Origin of the sequence: Hoeflea ulvae (genome assembly GCF_026619435.1) — a bacterium.
Classification (GTDB): domain Bacteria; phylum Pseudomonadota; class Alphaproteobacteria; order Rhizobiales; family Rhizobiaceae; genus Hoeflea; species Hoeflea ulvae.
Genome location: NZ_JAOVZQ010000001.1, coordinates 4268988 through 4288675, shown reverse-complemented (window position 1 = coordinate 4288675; position 19688 = coordinate 4268988). Strand labels below are relative to the sequence as shown.

General features: G+C 62.3%; 18 protein-coding genes and 1 pseudogene. 18 read left to right on the top strand and 1 reads right to left on the bottom strand.

Translation table 11 applies throughout. From position 1 onward, the window contains the following. The first annotated feature begins 9 nt into the window (after positions 1 to 9). The 10 genes from OEG82_RS20445 (at position 10) to OEG82_RS20400 (ending at position 10944) form a co-directional block, all read left to right on the top strand. Positions 10 to 825: a GntR family transcriptional regulator gene (locus OEG82_RS20445; RefSeq protein WP_267614193.1), complete on the top strand. Its 816-nt coding sequence runs from the start codon at positions 10 to 12 to the stop codon at positions 823 to 825. Next, complete coding sequence (locus OEG82_RS20440) at positions 822 to 2336, top strand: ABC transporter substrate-binding protein (RefSeq protein WP_267614192.1); 1515 nt, start codon at positions 822 to 824, stop codon at positions 2334 to 2336. Before OEG82_RS20445 ends, OEG82_RS20440 begins: the two co-directional genes overlap by 4 nt. Positions 2337 to 2426: 90 nt before the next feature. Further along, positions 2427 to 3929, top strand: a complete 1503-nt coding sequence (locus tag OEG82_RS20435; RefSeq protein WP_267614191.1) for an ABC transporter substrate-binding protein — start codon at positions 2427 to 2429, stop codon at positions 3927 to 3929. Between the two features lie 11 nt (positions 3930 to 3940). After that, entirely contained in the window at positions 3941 to 4870 is a 930-nt protein-coding gene (locus tag OEG82_RS20430) for an ABC transporter permease (RefSeq protein ID WP_267614190.1), read from the top strand. Next, positions 4867 to 5733 (top strand): ABC transporter permease, encoded by an 867-nt coding sequence (locus OEG82_RS20425; protein WP_267614189.1) that lies wholly within the window; start codon positions 4867 to 4869, stop codon positions 5731 to 5733. The genes OEG82_RS20430 and OEG82_RS20425 overlap by 4 nt, the downstream gene beginning before the upstream one ends. A gap of 5 nt (positions 5734 to 5738) precedes the next feature. Beyond that, entirely contained in the window at positions 5739 to 6527 is a 789-nt protein-coding gene (locus OEG82_RS20420) for an SDR family NAD(P)-dependent oxidoreductase (RefSeq protein WP_267614188.1), read from the top strand. Further along, positions 6524 to 7417 (top strand): polysaccharide deacetylase family protein, encoded by an 894-nt coding sequence (locus OEG82_RS20415; protein ID WP_267614187.1) that lies wholly within the window; start codon positions 6524 to 6526, stop codon positions 7415 to 7417. The genes OEG82_RS20420 and OEG82_RS20415 overlap by 4 nt, the downstream gene beginning before the upstream one ends. Further along, positions 7417 to 8976 carry a gamma-glutamyltransferase gene (locus tag OEG82_RS20410; protein WP_267615024.1) on the top strand — a complete coding sequence of 520 codons (1560 nt, stop codon included), beginning with the start codon at positions 7417 to 7419 and terminating at the stop codon, positions 8974 to 8976. The genes OEG82_RS20415 and OEG82_RS20410 overlap by 1 nt, the downstream gene beginning before the upstream one ends. Further along, entirely contained in the window at positions 8969 to 9961 is a 993-nt protein-coding gene (locus OEG82_RS20405) for an ABC transporter ATP-binding protein (protein WP_267614186.1), read from the top strand. The genes OEG82_RS20410 and OEG82_RS20405 overlap by 8 nt, the downstream gene beginning before the upstream one ends. Beyond that, positions 9958 to 10944 (top strand): ABC transporter ATP-binding protein, encoded by a 987-nt coding sequence (locus OEG82_RS20400; protein ID WP_267614185.1) that lies wholly within the window; start codon positions 9958 to 9960, stop codon positions 10942 to 10944. Before OEG82_RS20405 ends, OEG82_RS20400 begins: the two co-directional genes overlap by 4 nt. Before the next feature lie 21 nt (positions 10945 to 10965). On the opposite strand, the gene OEG82_RS20395 is transcribed toward OEG82_RS20400, so the two are convergent. Continuing rightward, positions 10966 to 12117 carry a CaiB/BaiF CoA transferase family protein gene (locus OEG82_RS20395; protein ID WP_267614184.1) on the bottom strand — a complete coding sequence of 384 codons (1152 nt, stop codon included), beginning with the start codon at positions 12115 to 12117 and terminating at the stop codon, positions 10966 to 10968. 80 nt (positions 12118 to 12197) lie between these two features. Here OEG82_RS20395 and OEG82_RS20390 point away from each other — a divergent pair, with 80 nt between their 5' ends. The 8 genes and pseudogenes from OEG82_RS20390 to OEG82_RS20355 all read left to right on the top strand — a co-directional run bounded on the left by OEG82_RS20390 (position 12198) and on the right by OEG82_RS20355 (position 19686). Beyond that, positions 12198 to 12701, top strand: coding sequence for a MaoC family dehydratase (locus OEG82_RS20390; protein WP_267614183.1), 504 nt, complete (start codon positions 12198 to 12200; stop codon positions 12699 to 12701). A gap of 234 nt (positions 12702 to 12935) precedes the next feature. Next, positions 12936 to 14237, top strand: coding sequence for an ABC transporter substrate-binding protein (locus OEG82_RS20385; RefSeq protein ID WP_267614182.1), 1302 nt, complete (start codon positions 12936 to 12938; stop codon positions 14235 to 14237). A 74-nt stretch (positions 14238 to 14311) separates the two neighbouring features. Next, positions 14312 to 15196 (top strand): annotated as a pseudogene (locus tag OEG82_RS20380) (carbohydrate ABC transporter permease); the annotation flags it as partial. 15 nt (positions 15197 to 15211) lie between these two features. Further along, on the top strand, positions 15212 to 16078 hold the full coding sequence (locus OEG82_RS20375) for a carbohydrate ABC transporter permease (RefSeq protein ID WP_267615023.1): 867 nt from the start codon (positions 15212 to 15214) through the stop codon (positions 16076 to 16078). Between the two features lie 2 nt (positions 16079 to 16080). Next, positions 16081 to 17172, top strand: a complete 1092-nt coding sequence (locus OEG82_RS20370) for an ABC transporter ATP-binding protein (protein ID WP_267614181.1) — start codon at positions 16081 to 16083, stop codon at positions 17170 to 17172. Between the two features lie 2 nt (positions 17173 to 17174). Next, positions 17175 to 18287 carry a mandelate racemase/muconate lactonizing enzyme family protein gene (locus OEG82_RS20365; RefSeq protein WP_267614180.1) on the top strand — a complete coding sequence of 371 codons (1113 nt, stop codon included), beginning with the start codon at positions 17175 to 17177 and terminating at the stop codon, positions 18285 to 18287. Between the two features lie 9 nt (positions 18288 to 18296). After that, positions 18297 to 18626 (top strand): L-rhamnose mutarotase, encoded by a 330-nt coding sequence (locus OEG82_RS20360; RefSeq protein WP_267614179.1) that lies wholly within the window; start codon positions 18297 to 18299, stop codon positions 18624 to 18626. A 52-nt stretch (positions 18627 to 18678) separates the two neighbouring features. Further along, a complete protein-coding gene (locus OEG82_RS20355) occupies positions 18679 to 19686 on the top strand; it encodes a Gfo/Idh/MocA family protein (RefSeq protein ID WP_267615022.1) in 1008 nt (335 codons plus the stop codon). Positions 19687 to 19688 lie beyond the last annotated feature (2 nt).

Genomic DNA, 19688 nt, shown 5'->3' with positions numbered 1-19688 from the left:
GACATGTCCATGTATGATCGCAATTCGCCCTTCACCGCCAAGCCCAGCGCGCTCGAGCCACGGCAGAAAACCGAGTTTGCCGAAGACCGGCTGATGCAGGCGATCCTGTGGTGCGAGCTGACTCCCGGTTCGACGGCAACCGAAGTCGAGCTGGCGGAACGGTTCGGCCTGGGCAGGGCTGCCACTCGGGCGGCGCTGGCCAAGCTGTCGGCCTTTGGCCTGATGCATCCGATTCCCCGGCTCGGCTGGCGGGTTCTGCCGATGTCCGGTGCGCTGATCGGGCAGGTGATCTCGGCCCGGCGCCTGGTCGAGCCGGCGCTTGGCGAAGCGGTGCTGAGCCAGGAAGCGCTCTCGGCAGCCTCGAGCCTTGCACACATGATCACGATCATCGGCGATAGGGTGGAGGCGGGTTCCTTGCTCACCCGGCGCGGCTATGAGCGCGACCTGATGGAGATCCTGCTGGCGGGCGTCAATCCGATCATCTCCAGTTTCCTGTCGAGCCTGTGGGCCCAGTCGGACCGCATCATCCGCTTTCTCGAACTGGGCGGTGCCGCACCCTATGGCGCAATGGATGCCGATGCGCTGGTCGAGGCCTATCGCGCCGGTGACGCCGATGCGGTTTGCGCGGCGCGGACGCGCGAAATCGAAAAGTTTCAAAGTTTCGTCAGTTTGGCGCTGCTCAATGACAGCAGCGAACTGACGATGGACAGAGGAGAATTGAAACCGGGGGCGCCCAATCAAAAGCAAAAACAGTCAGCGCCCTCAAAAGAACCGATCCGCGTCTCCTCAGGCGGTCGGTTATCCAACAAGGGGATTGAATCATGAAAACAATAACGCGAACTGCGCGGCGGCTGGCGCCGTTGCTGCTGTCGGTCGGGCTGGTCATGGCCGGCACCGCCTTGAGCACGGCCAAGGAACTTCTGACCATCAACCTGGTCAATGAACCCGCGACGCTTGATCCGCACCAGCAATGGAACCCGGACAGCTACTACGTCTACCGCAATATTTTCGACAACATGCTGACCCGCGACAATGCCGGCGAGATCATGCCGCAGATCGCGACCTCCTGGGATCAGGTCAGTGACACCGAGATCGTTTTCGATCTGCGCGACGATGTCGTGTTTCACGATGGCGAAAAGCTCACCGCCGAAGATGTGGTCTACACGGTCGAGCGCATCACCAATCCCGATTTTGCAAGCCCGCAGCTTGGCCAGTTCAACAAGATCATCAAGGCCGAAGCGTTTGGCGACTACCAGGTCAAGCTGACCACTGATGGCCCTTACCCGGCGCTGCTGGCGCAGCTGGTCAAGCTTTCGATCGTGCCGGAACATGTGGCCTCGACGATGAGCGGCGAAGAATTCAACGCGGCCCCCGTCGGCAGCGGCCCCTATAAATTTGCCAAATGGGACCGCGGCGTCGAAGTCGTGGTCGAGAAGAACGACGCCTATTGGGGTGACAAGGGACCCTTCGACACCGTTGCCTTCAAGGGCGTTCCGGATGCTTCGACCCGCATGGCCAATCTTCAGGCCGGCACCGCCGATCTGGTGGTCACGCTCAATGCCGACCTGGCCCAGCAGCTCGAAGCCAGCGGCCGCGGCAAGGTGCTCAATGTCAACACCGAGCGTGTCGCCTATTTTGCCATGAACAGCACATTGCCGCCGCTCGACAATGTCGACTTGCGCCGCGCGATCGGCTATGCGATCGACCGCGAAGCTATCGTCGAGGGCCTGCTTGGCGGGTTCCCGAAGGTCGTCGACCAGATGCTGTCGCCGGCGCATTTCGGCTGGAAAGACGGGATCACCGGCTATGCCTATGATCCGGAAAAGGCCAAGGAGATCATTTCCGGTCTCGGCGATGCGGCGAAGGCCGAGATGAAGCTTGCCACCTCGCCGGTCTTCGACCAGCGCGTGGTTCAGGCCATCCAGCAGATGCTGACCGAGGTCGGTCTCAATGCCTCGATCGAAACCGTCGACATGGCCACCTGGCTCAAGGATCAGCAGACCAGCAATGACCAGGCGCCGATGCTGACATTCTCGCGCTGGTCCTGTGCCTGCCAGGATCCCGACGGCATCATGTATCCGCTGCTGCACTCCTCATCATCCTGGTCGCGCTTCGCCGATCCCGAAGTCGACGCCATGCTGGACGAGGCACGTGGTGAACTGGATCTCGAAAAGCGCGCTGCGCTCTATGCCAGGATCAATGAGATCGCGCTCGAAAAGGCTGCTATCCTGCCGTTGTACCAGGCCGCCATCCTTTATGGTGCGTCGGAGCAGCTGGAATGGCAGCCGACCTCGAATGAAAGCATGTTCCTCAACCGCATGGGCTGGTCGGAATAGGCTGAATCCGGGCCGGCGGTTCACATCGCCGGCCGCAACTGCCCCAAGCGAACGCACCAAGCGCTCGCACTGACAACAGGAGCTTCAAACGTGTCTGTCACAAATTCACTCAAAGCCATTGCCATCGTCCTGGCGACGCTCGTGCCTGCGCAAGCAGCACTTGCCAAGGACGAACTGGTGATCAATCTGGTCAATGAACCAGCCACGCTGGATCCCCACATGCAGTGGAATCCGGACAGCTATTATGTCTATCGCAACATTTTCGACAATCTCGTCACCCGCGACAATGACGGCAAGATCGTTCCCCAGGTGGCCGAAAGCTGGAAGCAGATTTCCGATACCGAACTGGAAATGGACATCCGTTCAGGCATCACCTTCCACGACGGCGAGGCGCTGACGGCCGATGATGTGGTCTATTCGGTCAAGCGGATCACCGATCCGGACTTCTCGAGCCCGCAGCTCGGTCAGTTCAACTCCATCGTCGACGCCAGGAAGGTCGATGAGGACACCGTCGTCCTGGTGACCAGCGAGCCTTACCCTGCGCTGATGGCGCAGCTGGTCAAGCTCTCGGTGGTGCCGGAACATGTCGCTTCCGAACTCGGCAAGGAAGGCTTCAACGAAGCGCCGGTCGGATCCGGCCCCTACAAGTTCGGCAGCTGGGATCGCGGCGTCCAGGTGACGCTCACCCGCAACGCCGATTACTGGGGCGATGCCGGCGCTTTTGAAACCGTGGTCTTCAAGGCGGTTCCCGATGCGTCGACCCGCGTTGCCAACCTGCGCGCAGGCACGGCTGACCTGGTTGTGTCGCTCGACAGCGATATTGCCATGCAGCTGGACGGCAATGCCGACACGCAGGTGCTCACTGCAGCCACCGAACGCGTCGGCTTCATGGGCATGAACACCGTGCGGGCGCCGCTCAACGATCCGGAACTGCGCCGTGCGGTTGCCATGGCGATCGACCGTGAAGGCATCGTCGAAGGCATTCTGCAGGGTGGCGAAAGCGTTGCCACCCAGCTCGCCACATCCTCCCATTTCGGCTTTGTCGAAGGTGCGGAACCGATCCCATACGATCTGGAAAAAGCCAAGGAGATCGTCGCGTCCAAGGGTGATGCCGCCAAGGTGCAGATGCAGTTTGCGACCTCGCCGGTCTATGACCAGCGCATTGTCCAGGCGATCCAGCAGATGCTCAACGAGGCCGGCTTCAATGTCGAGATCTCGATGACCGACATGGCGACCTATCTCAAGCTGGCCCAGAGCCCCGAGCAGGACCAGCGTCCCGATCTCAGCTTCGGCCGCTGGTCCTGTGCGTGCCAGGATGTCGACGGCGTGCAGTATCCGCTGCTGCATTCCTCGTCCAACTGGTCGCGCGTCAATGATCCGGAACTCGACAAGCTGCTTGAAACCGGACGCACCACGCTCGACGAGGAAGCCCGTCTTGCGGCCTATGCCCAGGTGCAGAAGATCGTCGAAGAGAACACCTATATCCTGCCGCTCTATCAGGCAGCCGTTCTCTACGGTGCCAATGCCGGCCTGAAATGGCAGCCGACTGCCAATGAGAGCCTCTTCCTCAATCGCATGTCCTGGTCGGACTGAGGAACGAAAGCATGACAAGATTCCTCCTGCGACGGCTGGGCCAGTCCCTGGTTGCGCTCTTCGGGGTGATGACGCTGGTGTTCTTCATCCAGCGCCTGACCGGAGACCCGACTTACCTGCTTGTGCCCGAAACAGCCACGCAGGAGGACATTGAAGCCATGCGCCATGCACTCGGTCTCGACCGGGCGCTGGTGGTGCAATATCTCGATTTCCTGTGGAACACGCTGCATCTGGATTTCGGAAAATCCTTCATCCAGAATGTTTCGGTCACCACGATCATCGCCTCGCGTCTGCCCTATACGCTGCAGCTTGCAGGCGGTGCGCTGGTGGTGGCCGTCGCCATCGGCATTCCCGTCGGCCTGCTTCTCGGCCTGGCCAGAAAGCAGCGCTGGACCAATGGCCTGATGGGCATCGTCCTGGCGGCCCAGAGCATGCCGACCTTCTGGAGCGGCATCCTGATGATCCTGTTCTTCGGCGTCTGGCTCGGCTGGCTGCCGCCGTCGGGCTCGGGAACGCTGTCGCACATGATCATGCCCTCGGTGGCGCTGGGGCTGTTGTCGATGGCCACCTATGCCCGGATCATGCGCAGCTCGGTGCTTGAAGAGCTGTCCAAGGACTATGTCCGCTCCGCCCGCGCCCGTGGCGTCGGCACGAGCCGGCTGGTAACCCATCATCTCCTTCGCAATTCGGCCATTCCGGTGATCTCGATCACGGCTCTGGAAATCTCGCAGCTGCTTGCCGGCGCGGTCATCGTGGAAACGGTGTTTGCCTGGCCGGGTCTCGGCCTGCTCACCGTCCAGTCGGTGGTCTCGCGCGATTTCGTGGTGGTGCAGGGCGTGGTGCTTCTCGGCGCGCTGGTGACGATCCTGATGAATTTCTTCGCCGATGTTCTCTACAGCCTCGTCGACCCGCGCATTCGCCTGGGTGGAGCAGACGGATGAGCGCGACCCTGGGCAAAATCCGCGCGGCCCTGTTTCCGCGCGACTCAAGCGGCATTCCGGTCGGCGTCTTCGTCATCATTGTCGCCGCACTGGTGCTGATTGCCATCTTTGCGCCGCTGCTGGCGCCGGAAGGGCCCAATTCGCAAAACCTGATGGGCCGGCTCAAGGCGCCGGGCACGGAAGCACGCGGCGTGCTCTACATCCTCGGCTCCGACGAACTCGGCCGGGATCTGCTCAGCCGCCTGATCTATGGCGCGCGGATCTCGCTGTCGGTGGCGTTCCTGTCGGTGCTGCTGTCGGGTTGTGTCGGCACCGTGCTGGGCATGGCCGCGGGCTACATGCGCGGCTGGACCGAAACCATCATCATGCGGCTGGTCGATGTCTTCCTGTCGATCCCGGCGATCCTGCTGGCGATCATCACAGTCGCGGTGCTCGGACCCGGCTTCATCAATGTCATCCTGGTGCTGGCCCTGACCCGCTGGCCGCGTTACGCCCGGGTGGCCTATGGCCAGACGCTGACGGTGTCGAGCATGCCCTATGTGCGGCTCGCCCGCGCAATGGGGGCGCGCTGGCCGCGGGTTCTGCTGTTGCACATCCTTCCCAACATCATTGCCGCCATGGCGGTGGTGGCAACGCTCGAATTCGGTCTGATGGTGCTGTTCGAGGCCGGATTGTCGTTCCTCGGACTCGGCGTCCAGCCGCCGACGGCAAGCTGGGGCGCGATGCTCAGCGTTGGCCGCAACTATGTCACCAATGCCTGGTGGATCGCCACATTCCCCGGCATCTGCCTGTTTCTTCTCGTGCTCTCGGTCAACCTCATCGGTGACCGGCTGAGCGAATATCTCAATCCAAAATCGCGGTAGGTACCATGGACTTCAAAGACCATTTCAACGGCAAGGGTGTCGTGATCACCGGAGCGCTCGGGCTCTTCGGCCGCGGCCTGGCTGAAACATTCGCCGGGGCGGGTGCAAAAGTCTGCGTCACCGACCGTGACCAGGCGGGGCTTGAAAAGCTGGTGGAAGAGCTGGGTGTCGAGGGCTCCTTTGCCCATGCCGGCGACCTCACCGACACCGATGATCTCAACGGGTTGATCGACGCCGTGGGTGAACACTGGGGCGCGCCCGATGTCGTCATCAACAATGCGGCGATCTATCCGAGCTACTTCATGCTCGACATGGAGATCGAGGACTGGGACCAGATGATGAGCGTCAATCTGCGCGCGCCCTTCATCCTCACCCGCGGCTTCGGCAAGCAGATGATCGGCAAGGGCGTGAAGGGCAGCATCATCAATATTGGCTCCGGCGCCTCGCGCAAGATGCGGCTGACGGCGGCGCCCTATTGCATCTCCAAGACAGCGCTCGACCGGCTGACCAAGGGCATGGGCCAGGAACTGGCGCTGTTCGGCATTCGCGTCAATGCACTGGAGCCGGGCTTCTCCGCCGGTTCGGAAGTATCGAAATTGTCGGAAGAACACGTTGCTCGCGTCACCAAGGCGATCCCGCTCGGCCGCCCGACCACGATGGATGATATCGGGCCGGCTGCCATGTATCTGGCCAGCGACTATGCCGGCTACATCACCGGCGCGACGCTGACGGTGGATGGCGGCAATTCGATCGGCACCCTTGATGTGTACCAGGACAAGAAGACACCGCTATGAGCAGCCTGACCCCTCCCGCAGCCTATCCGTGGCCTGACAACAAGACATCCGCCTTCTGTTTCTCGGTCGATGTCGACGCGCATTCGCCATGGATGTGGAACAATCGCGACAATCCGCCGGCACTGCTGTCGCAGCTCGAGCAGCGTCATTTCGGCCCGCGGGTCGGCATGGCGCGGTTTGCGCAATTGCTTGAGCGCTATGGCATCAAGGGCAGTTTCTTCGTGCCGGGTGCGGTTGCCGAAGCGCATCCCTGGATGCTGCCGGAACTGGTTGCCGCCGGCCACGAGGTCGGATTGCACGGCTATTTCCACGAGCTCGTCACCCAGACCGAGAACGAGGAGTTTTCCCGCGTGCTCGAGGCCTCGATCGATCTCTTCGTCGCCCAGACCGGGGCAAAACCGGCAGGGTTCAGGTCTCCGGCCTGGGAAATGACGCCGCACATGCTGGCCGAGATCAAGCGCCACGGTTTCTACGACAGTTCGCTGATGGGTTACGACACGCCCTATTCGGTCGACGGCATCACCGAGGTGCCGGTCAACTGGGCCACGGATGATGCGATCTTCTTCAAGTTTCTCGGCGGCCCCGGCATGGACAGCTGGCCGCCGGTCGGCACCGACCAGGTGCTCGGCGCCTGGAAGGAAGAGCTCTTCGCCAGTTTCGACTTCGGATCGCTGTTCATGCTGACGGTGCATGACTGGATTTCCGGGCGGGGTGCGCGGGTGGCCATGCTCGACAAGCTGCTGGCCGAGGTGATGTCGCGCTCCGATGTCTGGGTGGCAACGGTGGGGGAGGTCGCCGCCCATCACCGGGCGGTGGCGCCGGGGCTCAATGATGTGTCGCCGGACATCCCCGAGACGCTGTTCAATCACCCGGCTTGGAAAGGCGCGTGATGCAAACCTGGAACATAGACAAGCGCCAGATGGAAACCGGCAAGGGGATTGTCGCAGCCCAGCATTTCGAGGCCGCCGAAGCCGGCGCCAAGGTGCTGGCGGATGGCGGCAATGCCATGGATGCGGCGGTGGTCACCGCGCTTGTGCTGTCTGTGGTCGAGCCCTGGCTCAGCGGCGTCGGTGGCGGCGGCCTGTTGCTGTGGGCCGATGCGGACGGGACAACCGTCGACACGCTCGACTTCAATGTCCGCGCCAGCCGCAATGTCTCGCGCGAACAGTACCCGCTCAAGGGCGGTCGGGACGGAGACTGGTTCGACTGGCCGGCGGTCGAGGGTGACCGCAACATCACCGGCTACACATCGATCGGTGTGCCCGGCGCCATTGCCGGCTTTGCCGCAGCGCTTGAAAAATACGGCACGCTGAGCTGGGCCGAAGCGCTCGAACCGGCGATCGCGCTTGCCGAACGCGGCATGATCGTCGACTGGTTCACCTCTCTGTGCCTGACCATCGATCTTGCCGGCCTGTCTCAGTTTCCCGATACCGCGGCGCTGTTTCTGGACGAGGGCAAACCTCGCAAGGTGGCGCAGACCGGCGAGGAAACCTATCTGCCGATGCCGGCCAAGGCGAAAATGCTGCGCAAGCTGGCGCAGCGGGGCGCCCGCGACTTCTACGAGGGCGAGATCGCCCGCGGGCTTGTCGAGGACCTGCAGGCCGGTGGCTCCGTCATCGACCTTGAGGATCTCGCCGTCTATGCGCCGCGCTGGGCCACGTCGCAGAGCAGTGCCTATCGCGACTGCGATGTGCATGTTGTTCCCGGCCTGTGTGGCGGTCCAAGCCTGCTGCAGACCATGGACACACTGCGGGAGAGCCTGCCCGATGGCGCAGTCACCGGTGCCGGTGCCGCTTCCGCCTATGCGCGTGCCATCCGCGGCACCTACCAGGACCGGCTCAAGACCATGGGGCATGCGAGCAAGAAGGGCGAGGACTGCACCAGCCATGTCTCTGTGGTCGATGCGGCCGGCAACATGGTGTCACTGACCAATACGCTGCTTTCGCGTTTCGGCTCCAAGGTGCTGCTGCCGCAAAGCGGCATCCTGATGAACAACGGCATGATGTGGTTCGACCCGCGCGAGGGGGTGCCGAACTCGATTGCGCCCGGCGCGCAGCCGCTGGCCAATATGTCTCCCGTCATCCTGCTCCGCGACGGCAGGCCCTGGCTTGCCATCGGTGCGGCCGGGGGACGGCAGATCTTTCCGGCCCTGACCCAGCTGATTTCCTATGTGGTTGATGGCGGCATGTCGCTGCATGAGGCATTTCACACGCCGCGCCTGGACGGAAGCGGCCCGACCATCGTTGTCGACCGCGATGCGCCGGCGGATGTGGCGGCCAGCGTTGCCGAGCATTTCCCGGTGCGGATCACCAGCAACACGCTGCATCCGGTCTGTTTTGCCATTCCGTCGGCGGTTCTCAGTGACCGGACCTCGGGCCGGCGTTACGGCATGGTGCATCCGGTCAATCCATGGACCGCCGCGGTCGCGGAGGATACCGGCGATGCGTGAGGGGCCGGTCGCCGCAACGCTGCGCATTTCCGGACTCAAGGTGTCGGTCGGCCCCTATTCGGTTGTCGACGGCGTGGATCTGGAGATCGAAGAGGGCGAGATCGTCGCCCTGGTCGGTGAGAGCGGCTCGGGCAAGAGCCTGACCGCATTGTCGCTGATGGGCCTCCTGGCCGGCCGTGTCCGCCAGACCGAAGGCGAGGTAGAGCTCAACGGCCGGCCCATCGACACGGCAGACAATGTCGAGATGAACGGCTTGCGCGGCACAAGCATGTCGATGATCTTTCAGGAGCCGGTGGCTTCGCTCAATCCCTTGCTCAGCGTCGGCGCGCAGGTGGCCGAAAGCCTGATCGTGCATGGTCGCGCCACGCCGGCGGAGGCCTGGAAGCGGGCAATCCAGATGCTGGCCGATGTCGGCATTCCGGAGCCGGAAAAGCGCGCCAGGCAGTTTGCTGCTGAACTTTCCGGCGGTATGTGCCAGCGGGTGATGATCGCTTCGGCGCTGATTGCCCAGCCCGACCTGCTGATCGCCGACGAGCCGACCACGGCGCTTGATGTCACGGTCCAGGCGCAGATCCTCGACCTGATCCGGCGCCTGCGCGACGAGACCGGAACCTCGGTGCTGATCATCACCCATGACATGGGCGTTGTCGCGTCGATCGCCGACCGGGTCTGCGTCATGTATGGCGGCCGGGTGGTCGAGCAGGCGGAAGTGCACCAGCTGTTCAAGACCCCGCGCCACCCCTATACAAAGCTGCTGCTGGCGACGATCCCGAAGCTGACCGATGCGCCCAAGCAGGAACTCTATTCGATCAAGGGCACCGTGCCCGATATCAGCGGCTGGCCGGAAGGCTGCCGGTTCAGAACCCGCTGCCCGCTGGCCGATGCGCAATGTGTGCACACGCCCCCGATGGTTCCCGTGGGGGCGGACAGCGATGAGGGGCTGGTGGCCTGCTGGCATCATGACAAGACCGAGGCGCTGCTATGAGCCCGCAACCCGACGCCCGCAAGATCCTGCTCGAGGTGGAAGACCTCAAGGTCCATTTCAAGGCCGGAAAGCCGGGCTTTTTCGCCGAGCAACAATATGTCAAGGCGGTCGACGGCGTGTCGTTTCGCGTCCACGAGGGCGAGACCGTGGCGATCGTCGGGGAATCAGGCTGCGGCAAGTCGACCACCGGCAATGCCATTCTCGGACTGGCGCCGGTGACTGCCGGGCGGGTGGCCTTCCGCGGCCAGGACATCGCCGATCTGGCGCCCGAACAGCGCGCTTCGATGTGGCGCAATCTGCAGGTGGTGTTTCAGGATCCGGTCGCCGCGCTCAATCCGAAGCGGACCATCGGCCAGTCGATCGCCGAACCGCTGGCGATCAATGACATCCCCAAGCATCGCCAGGCCGAACGGGTCGCCGAACTGCTCGATCTGGTCGGCCTCAATCCCAGCCAGAGCGACCGCTATCCCAATGAATTGTCAGGCGGGCAGCGCCAGCGTGTGGTGATTGCCCGGGCGCTGGCTTTGGAGCCTGATGTCATCATCTGCGACGAGCCGGTGTCGGCGCTCGATGTGTCGATCCAGTCGCAGATTCTCAACCTTTTGATGAAGCTGCAGCGCGAACTGGGGCTGGCCTATCTGTTCATCTCCCACGATCTGTCGGTGGTCCGGCACATCGCCGACCGGGTGATCGTCATGTATCTCGGCAATATCGTCGAGGACGGCCCGTCAGACATCGTGTTTTCAAGCCCGCGGCATCCCTATACCGAGGCACTGCTGTCGGCGATTCCGCTGCCGGATCCGCTGGCCGAACGCTCGAAGAAACGGGTGCTGCTCGAAGGCGATCTGCCAAGCCCGCTCAACCCGCCGAAGGGCTGCCCCTTTGTTACCCGCTGCCCGATCCGCGAGCCGCGCTGTGCCGAGGAGAAGCCGGCGCTCAGGCGCAATGAAGCCGATCACGCTTATGCCTGTTTCCTCAGGTGAGCGAGGCGTGACTTCTCCCGGTCAGGTCTGATCGCCGCCATATTCTCCGAGCCTGGGCGCGCCACGCGGCGAAGTCAGCGTCTGGCCGTCGATCCGGATCGGGCAACGCGTGGTGGTCATGGTCGCGCCATTGCCGGCAACGACTTCCTGCAAGGGATCGAGCGCGGCAAAGCCCTCGGTCCGGCAGAATTTCGGCCAGTCGAGCACTTCCGCGCACCAGACATCGGCCGGCTCAAGCCGGGACAGCCAGGTGGCGGTCGTCCCGGTCTTCAGGAAATCGGCAAGGATCGCCTTGATCTCGTCGCGCCTGACGAATGCCAGATCCGGGTCGCGATAGGGCGCCAAGGCCTCGCACTGCAGCAGGTCGGCCAGCGCGGCGATCGGTGTCATGGCAATGGCGATATGGCCATCTGAGGTCTGGTAAATGCCGTAGGGCGCAGCTGCATGGACGCTGGCATTGGCAATGGCGCTGCGCGGCGGCTGCGTCCTGTCGCCATTGAAGAAGGATGTGAGCTGCTCGAACTGCGCGTCGATGGCAGAACTCATCAGATCGACCTCGACCAGCCCGCCCTTGCCGGTGACGCCGCGGCGGACGAGAGCGGCGAGAATGCCCTGAACCAGATGATTGCCGGTTGCCATGTCGAGCACCGCAAAGGACACCGGGACGGGCCCGTCATCGCGATTGCCCGATAGCCAGGTCAGTCCGGAGAGCGACTGGACCAGAAGATCCTGCCCGGGCTTGTCGCGCCACGGACCCTTGTCGCCATATCCCGTGACCGTGCCGTAGACGAGGCGCGGATTGATGGCCTTCACGCTTTTGTGGTCGAGCCCGATGCGCTCCATCACGCCGGGACGGAAATTGTGGATCATCACATCGGCCGAGGCGATCAGTTTGCGCACTTTTTCAAGATCATCGGCACTCTTGAGGTCGGCGGCCATGCTGCGCTTGTTGCGGTTGATGGTGTGGAACAAGAGGCTGTCGCCCTCGAACATCTGGTCGGCCACAACCAGCTTGCGGCACAGTTCTCCACCTTGCGGACGCTCGACCTTGATGACCTCGGCGCCCAGATCCGCCAGCCGCAGGGCGGCCATCGGGCCTGCCAGGAACTGCGCGAAATCGAGAACCCGCAGCCCCTCCAGTGGCAGGATCACAGGTGTGTTCGTGTCAGTCATCGGCGCAGCCCCTATTGTTTGTATGCAAAAACTAGTTTTGTATAAGAAAAACGTCAAGCGCCCAGAGGAGATTCGGAACCATGGCAGACGGCTACTACACCGACAAACGCGACATCCCTTTGTACAATGTCGAGACCTGGATGTATGAGGAGTTCGAGGTCGGCCAGAAGGTCCGCTCGATCCGTCGGACCATTTCCGAAGGCGAGGCGATGAGCTTCAACTGCCTGGTGATGGACAACCATCCCTATGTCGCCGACGAGATTTTCGCGGTCGAAGACGGGCTGTTCAAGCGCCGCCTGGTGGCCGGGGCCATGGTGTTTTCCTATGGTCTCGGGCTGATGGCCAACAACAATATCCATGCCTTCAGCTATGGCTATGACCGGCTGCGCTTCATCGCGCCGGTGTTCATCGGCGACACCATTCACACGGTCCGCACCAATCTGGAAAAGACGCCGCGCACCGATGAACTGGGCAATGTGCGGGTCAGCTACGAGGTGTTCAAGGGCGAGGATGAACTGGTGCTCTACTGCGAGCATCTGCAGACGGTGAAATACCGCAACGGTCGCCCCGCCGATACCGCCTGACACCGGCGCCGAGCCCATACCCGGCAGGGTTTGTCTGCTTTTGCAAGGCGGTGAAGGCAGCGATTCCGCATTGTCTTTGCCGGCCTGCTCTCAGGGGCCGGGAAGCGGGTTTTCCACCCTTCGGAATTTTTCGCCTTGAACATATCTGAAACTTACGTTTATATACAAAAATCCCTGATGGGCTGGAGGCCCTGGCCAAACCGCGCCGCAGAGGATGGAAATTGGGAGGAACCGATGAAACGTTCGAATTTGCAATTGATCCTTGCCGCGCTGTTGCTGAGTACCGCATCCGCCGGCGCAGGTGAGTTTGACGGAGTGACGCTCGAGGCCAAGCTGATTGGCGGCGAGCAGTATGAAAAGCTGTATGGCCGTATTGCCGAATGGGAGAAAGACACCGGCGCCACGGTCACGATCATCTCGAAGAAGAACCATTTCGAGCTCGACAAGGAGTTCAAGTCCGACATCGCCGCCGGAACCACCGGCTGGTGCGTGGGCTCGAACCACTCGTCCTTCGCCTCGCAATATCCGGCGCTCTACACCGATCTGTCGGCTCTGATCCCGGCGGACACGGTTGCCGAATTCGTCCAGGCCAATATCAGTGCCGCGACACTGGACGGCAAGCTGGTGATGCTGCCGAGGGCGCAGTTCGACGTCTCGGCGCTGTATTATCAGAAGAGCCTCTATGAGGACGCTGACAAGGCCGCAGCCTTCAAGACCGAATATGGCTATGATCTGGCTCCGCCCGAGACCTGGGACCAGTTCCGCGAGCAGGCCGAATTCTTCGCCGATCCGCCGAATTTCTACGGCACGCAATATGCGGGCAAGGACGAGGCCATCAACGGCCGCTTCTATGAGCTGATCGTCGCCAATGGCGGCAAGATGCTCAATGACGATTTCTCGCCCGCGTTCAATTCGGATGCCGGCAAGGAAGCATTGCAGTGGTTCGTCGATCTCTACAAGGCCGGCGCGGTTCCGCCCGGCACGACCAACTATCTGTGGGATGATCTCGGCAACGGCTTTGCCTCCGGCACCATCGCGCTCAATCTCGACTGGCCGGGCTGGTCGGGCTTTTTCAATGATCCTTCGGCCTCCAAGGTGGCCGGCAATGTCGGCGTAGCGCCCGCGCCCAAGGGTTCGGCCGGCGTGCGCACCGGATGGTCCGGCTTCCACGGCTTCTCGGTCACGGAGGATTGCGCCCACAAGGAAGCGGCCGCTTCACTGGTCGATTTCCTGACCAGCGAGGAAAGCCAGAAGCTCGAATCAAGTGCCGGCCCGCTGCCGACACGCACCGCGGTCTGGGACTATGTGATCGAGCAGGCCAAGGATGATGCCTACAAGAACGAAGTTCTGCAGGCCTTCCAGGAAACCGCCAAGACGGCTTTCCCGGTGCCGCCGACGCCCTACTGGATCGAGGCAGGCAACCTGATCTTCCCGGAACTGCAGGCAGCCATTCTCGGCGACAAGACCGTCGACGAAGCACTGGCCTCGGCATCGGAAGCCGTTGACGAAATGATGCGGGACAACGGCGTCTACTGACCGGCCTCCCAAGGCTGGCGGAGCCGACCCAAGCGGCCGGCTCCGCCCTTTTCTCATGCAATGCGGGATATCAAATGCGACGGTTCAATTTGCCGCCCTGGCTTAGCCTCCTGTTGCCGGCGCTGATCATCCTGGCGGCGGTGGTGCTGGTGCCACTGCTTTTCTCATTCTATTCGAGCTTCACCGCCTACCGCCTGACCCGGCCGGAGAGCATCTTCTCCTGGATCGGCCTGCGCAACTATGTGCGGCTGTTCGGCGATGCCGGGTTCTGGTGGGCCTTCGGCCGGACCGTTTTCCTGCTCACCGTGGCGCTCAATCTGGAAATGCTGCTGGGTCTCGGACTGGCGCTGCTGGTCAACAAGGTGACGTGGGGCCAGCGCGGCCTGCGAACCATCATGATGTTTCCGATGATGTTTTCGCCGATCCTGGTCGGCTTCCAGTTCAAGTTCATCTTCAATGACAATATCGGCCTGATGAACAATGCCCTGCAATCTCTGGGCCTGACCGAAGCCGCCATCCCCTGGCTGGTCGATGGCAAGCTGGCGATGTTCGCCATCATCTTTGCCGAGGTGTGGATGTCGACCTCGGTCTTCGCGATCCTCATCCTGGCCGGGCTTTTCGCCGTGCCGCGGGATCCGCTGGAGGCGGCCCAGGTGGATGGATGCACTTCGTGGCAGACCTTTCGCCACATCACGCTGCCCTTCATCATGCCGTTCATCAATATTGCGCTGGCCATCCGCAGCCTGGATGTGGCGCGGGCCTATGACATCGTCAAGATCATGACCAATGGCGGTCCGGCGCACCGCACCGAACTGATCTGGACCATGCTGGCGCGCACCGGCTATGTCGACGCCAAGATGGGGCTGGCCAATGCCATGGGCTATATCTCCATCGTGCTGGCGATCTTCTTCACCATCTTCTTCTTCCGCAAGCTCAGTGCGTCGCGTCAAATTGTCGGAATGGGGGCTGATCAGATGGAACTCAACGCCAAACATCGGCTGAACCGTCGGGCTCTTGCCATCCTGCATTTCGTTACCCTGTTCGTGGCGATGTCGATCATCTGCCTGCCGGGGCTCTGGGTGGTGCTCAATTCGTTCCGCCCGACGGTCGAGATCATGGCCAAGCCGCCGGTCTGGATTCCCAACGAGCTCAATCTCGATCATTACCGCGCCATGTTCGGAGCACTTGGCGAGGGCGGTATTCCGGTGGTCCGCTATTTCACCAATTCGCTGATCATCTCGATCACCTCGACCGTTATTGCCATCTTTGTCGGCATGGCCGGCGGCTATGCCTTTGCGCGCTACCAGTTTCGCGGCAAGGCGGCGATCTTTGTCGGCATGATGCTGACCCGCGCCGTTCCCGGCATCGCGCTGTCGCTGCCGCTCTTCATCGTCTTCGCCCGGCTCGGCATCATCGACACTCATTTCGGGCTGATCCTGGCCTATGTCGCCATGAATGTGCCGTTCACGATCTGGCTCATCGACGGGTTCTTCCGACAGGTGCCGCGCGAACTGGCCGAAGCCGCCGAGATCGATGGCTGCACACGCTGGCAGGCGTTCTGGAAAGTCGAGTTTCCTGTCGCCAAGGCAGGCGTCGCCTCGGCCGGCATTTTCGCCTTCCTCACCTCCTGGAATGAATATGCGCTGGCCAGCCAGCTCACCCGCTCGGTGAACTCCAAGACCATGCCGGTCGGGCTGCTCGACTTCACCTCGGAGTTCACGCTGAACTGGGGCGGCATGTCGGCATTGGCGGTGGTGATGATCATCCCCGCCTTGATCCTCACCTTCATCATCCAGAAGCACCTCATTGCAGGCCTCACATTCGGAGGCGTCAAGGGATAGTCATGGCTCAGGTTCAGCTCAAAGAAGTAGAAAAGAAATATGGATCGCTGCGCGTCGTTCACGGCATCGATCTCGATATTGCGCATGGCGAATTCGTCGTTCTCGTTGGCCCCTCCGGTTGCGGCAAGTCCACCACCTTGCGGATGATTGCGGGCCTGGAGAAAATATCCGGTGGCGAGGTCTATATCGGTGACGCGCTGGTCAATGACCTGCCGCCGCGGTCGCGCAATATCTCGATGGTGTTTCAGAACTACGCGCTCTATCCGCATATGACGGTGCGCGAAAATCTCGGCTTCACACTGAAAATCGCCAAGAAATCACAAGACGAGATTGATGCGGCGGTTCACGAGGCAGCCACCATCCTGAGCCTCAGTGACTATCTCGACCGCCGGCCTGCCGAACTCTCGGGCGGGCAGCGCCAGCGGGTCGCGATGGGCCGCGCCATTGTCCGGCATCCCGACGTGTTCCTGTTTGACGAGCCGCTGTCCAATCTCGATGCCAAGCTGCGCGCCCAGATGCGGGTGGAAATCAAGAAGCTGCACCAGAAGATCAAGACCACCATCATCTATGTCACCCATGACCAGGTCGAGGCGATGACGCTTGCGGACCGCATCGTCATCATGCGTGACGGCCATATCGAGCAGCAGGGCACGCCGCTCGAAGTGTTCGAGAACCCGGTCAACACCTTTGTCGCCACCTTTATCGGCTCGCCGCCGATGAACCTGATCCCGGCGACCATTGCCGCTGATGGCGAGACGCTGGAGATGGCCTCGGATGTGCGGTTGCCGGTGCCCTCGGCTTTCAGGGGCGTCGAGGCCGGGCGCAAGGTCATTCTGGGGTTCAGGGCCGACAATCTGATGCCGATGGGCCATGCCTTGCCGCAGGGCAGCGAAAGCGCCGAGATAGAGATGTGCGTTTCGCTGACCGAACCGCTGGGCGCCGAGACGCTGCTGTTCGGCGAAATCTCCGGGGAGCAGGTGCAGGCCAAGATGCTCAATCCGCGGCCCGTCGCGATTGACGAGACGCTGCGGTTCCAGCTCGATCTGAGCAAGTGCCATCTGTTTGATTCCGAAACCGGACAATCGCTGAGGTAGTCATGGCCATTATCGAGCGCATTGAAATCTCCATGGTCGACCTCAAGCCCAAGGTCCGCCGCACCGACGCGATCCAGTCCTTTGTCAGCCAGGAAACGCCGATCCTGCGCATCACCGATTCCGACGGCGCCACCGGGACCGGCTACAGCTACACGATCGGGCAGGGCGGGCCGGCGATCATGTCTCTGCTGCGCGATACGCTGGTGCCGCAATTGCTGGGGATGGATGCCGACAACATCGAGCGCATCTGGCGCACATTGCTGTTTTCCACCCATGCCACGGCGGTTGGCGCGATCACCTCGCTGGCGCTGGCCGCAGTCGATACCGCGCTGTGGGATCTGCGTTGCCGCCGGGCGCGGCTGCCGCTTTACAAGATGGCCGGCGGCGCCAAGGACAGCGTACCGATGTACACCACCGAGGGCGGCTGGCTGCATATCGAAACCCAGGCGCTGGTCGATGATGCGCTGGAAGCGCAGGCCAAGGGATTTTCCGGCTCGAAAATCAAGATCGGCCGTCCGCATCTGAGCGAGGATGACGCCCGGTTGCGCGCCGTGCGCGAGGCCGTCGGCCCCGGCTACGAGATCATGACCGACGCCAATCAGGGCTTTACCCGGGCCGAGGCAATGCGGCGCGCCCGCATGCTCGAGCGGCATGACATTGCCTGGTTCGAGGAACCGATGCCGGCTGATGACGTGATGGAGCATGTGCGGCTGGCCGCATCCACAAGTGTTCCGATCGCAGTCGGCGAGAGCATGTATTCAATCAGCCAGTTCAAGGATTACCTGACACTCGGCGGCGCGTCGATCGTGCAGGTCGACGTCGCCCGCATCGGCGGCATCACGCCCTGGCTCAAGGTTGCCCACATGGCCGAAGCGCAGAATGTGCCGGTCTGTCCGCATTTCCTGATGGAACTGCATGTCAGCCTGGTCTGCGCCATCCCCAATGCGCCCTGGCTGGAATACATTCCGCAGCTTGATACACTGACCACGCAGGGGATGGAGATGGAGGATGGCCGGGCCATTCCGTCCTCCGAGCCGGGCCTCGGCATTGCCTGGGACTGGGACGCAATTGCCGCTTCGAAGATTGACGGCCTGTCTGTCGACATCAGGGCCTAGGAGGACATCATGCAGCGCATGGGAATGGTGATCGGACTGAAGCCTGAGACGATTGCCGAGTACAAGGCACTCCACGCCGATGTCTGGCCGGGCGTGCTGGCCAGGATCAGCGAATGCAATATCCGCAACTACACGATCTTTCTGCGTGAGCCGGAAAACCTGCTGTTCGGCTATTGGGAATATCACGGCGAGGATTTCGCCGCCGATGCCGCGAAAATGGCGGCTGACCCGGAAACCCAGCGCTGGTGGGATGTCTGCATGCCGCTTCAGGCGCCGCTCGAAAGCCGCGCCGACGGCGAGTGGTGGGCGATGATGGAGGATGTGTTTCACCTTGACTGAGAAACCATCAATACCCGAACTCAGGCAGAGCTGGCCGCGCCTGGCGCAGCCGATGCCGGTCGTCATCTTCGGCGCCGGTTCGATTGTCACCGACGCGCATTTGCCGGCCTACCGCAATGGCGGTTTCCCGGTGCGCGGCATCTATGATCCCGACCTCGCCAAGGCGCGGGCGCTGGCCGAGGTCTGGGGCATCACCGCCTATGACACGCCCGAAGCCGCTGCCTCCCAGGATGGCGTGGTGTTTGATCTGGCGACACCGCCCGACGCCCATGCCGGCATCCTGCGGCTGTTGCCCGAAGGCGCGCCGGTGCTGTTGCAAAAGCCGATGGGCAGTGATCTGGCCGGCGCCAGCGAGATCCTTCACATCTGCCGCGCCCGCAAGCTCCGCGCCGCGGTAAATTTCCAGCTGCGGTTTTCGCCGATGATGCTGGCTTTGCGCGATGCCATCGACCAGGGCCTGCTTGGTGAAGTGGTGGATTTCGACGCCTGGCTGGCGCTCGACACGCCCTGGCATTTGTGGACATTTCTGGAAAAGGCTCCACGGGTGGAGCTCTCGCTGCATTCGATCCATTATCTCGATTTCGTCCGCAGCATTCTGGGCAATCCCGAGGGCGTGCACGCCAAGAGCATCGGCCATCCCTCATCGACGATCGCCCAGACCCGGACATCGGCGATCCTCGATTATGGCGACCGGGTACGTTGTGCGCTGTCGATCAACCACAACCATTCCTTCGGGCGCAAGTTCCAGGCCTGCGAGTTCCGCATCTGCGGGCTCGAGGGCGCCGCCTATGTCAAGCTCGGCGTCAATCTCGACTATCCGCGCGGCGAGCCCGATGAGCTGTGGCTCAACACCGGCGGAGACTGGCAGCAGATCCCGCTTGAGGGCGCCTGGTTCCCGGACGCCTTCACCCACCGGATGGCGCAGATGCAGCGCTTTGCCACCGGCGAGGAGGAGAGCCTGATCTCGAGTGTCGAGGATGCCCGGGACACCATGGCGCTGGTCGAGGCCGCCTACCGCAGCAGCGCATCCCCCGCCACGCCGCTGGCCAGCAAGGACTAGAA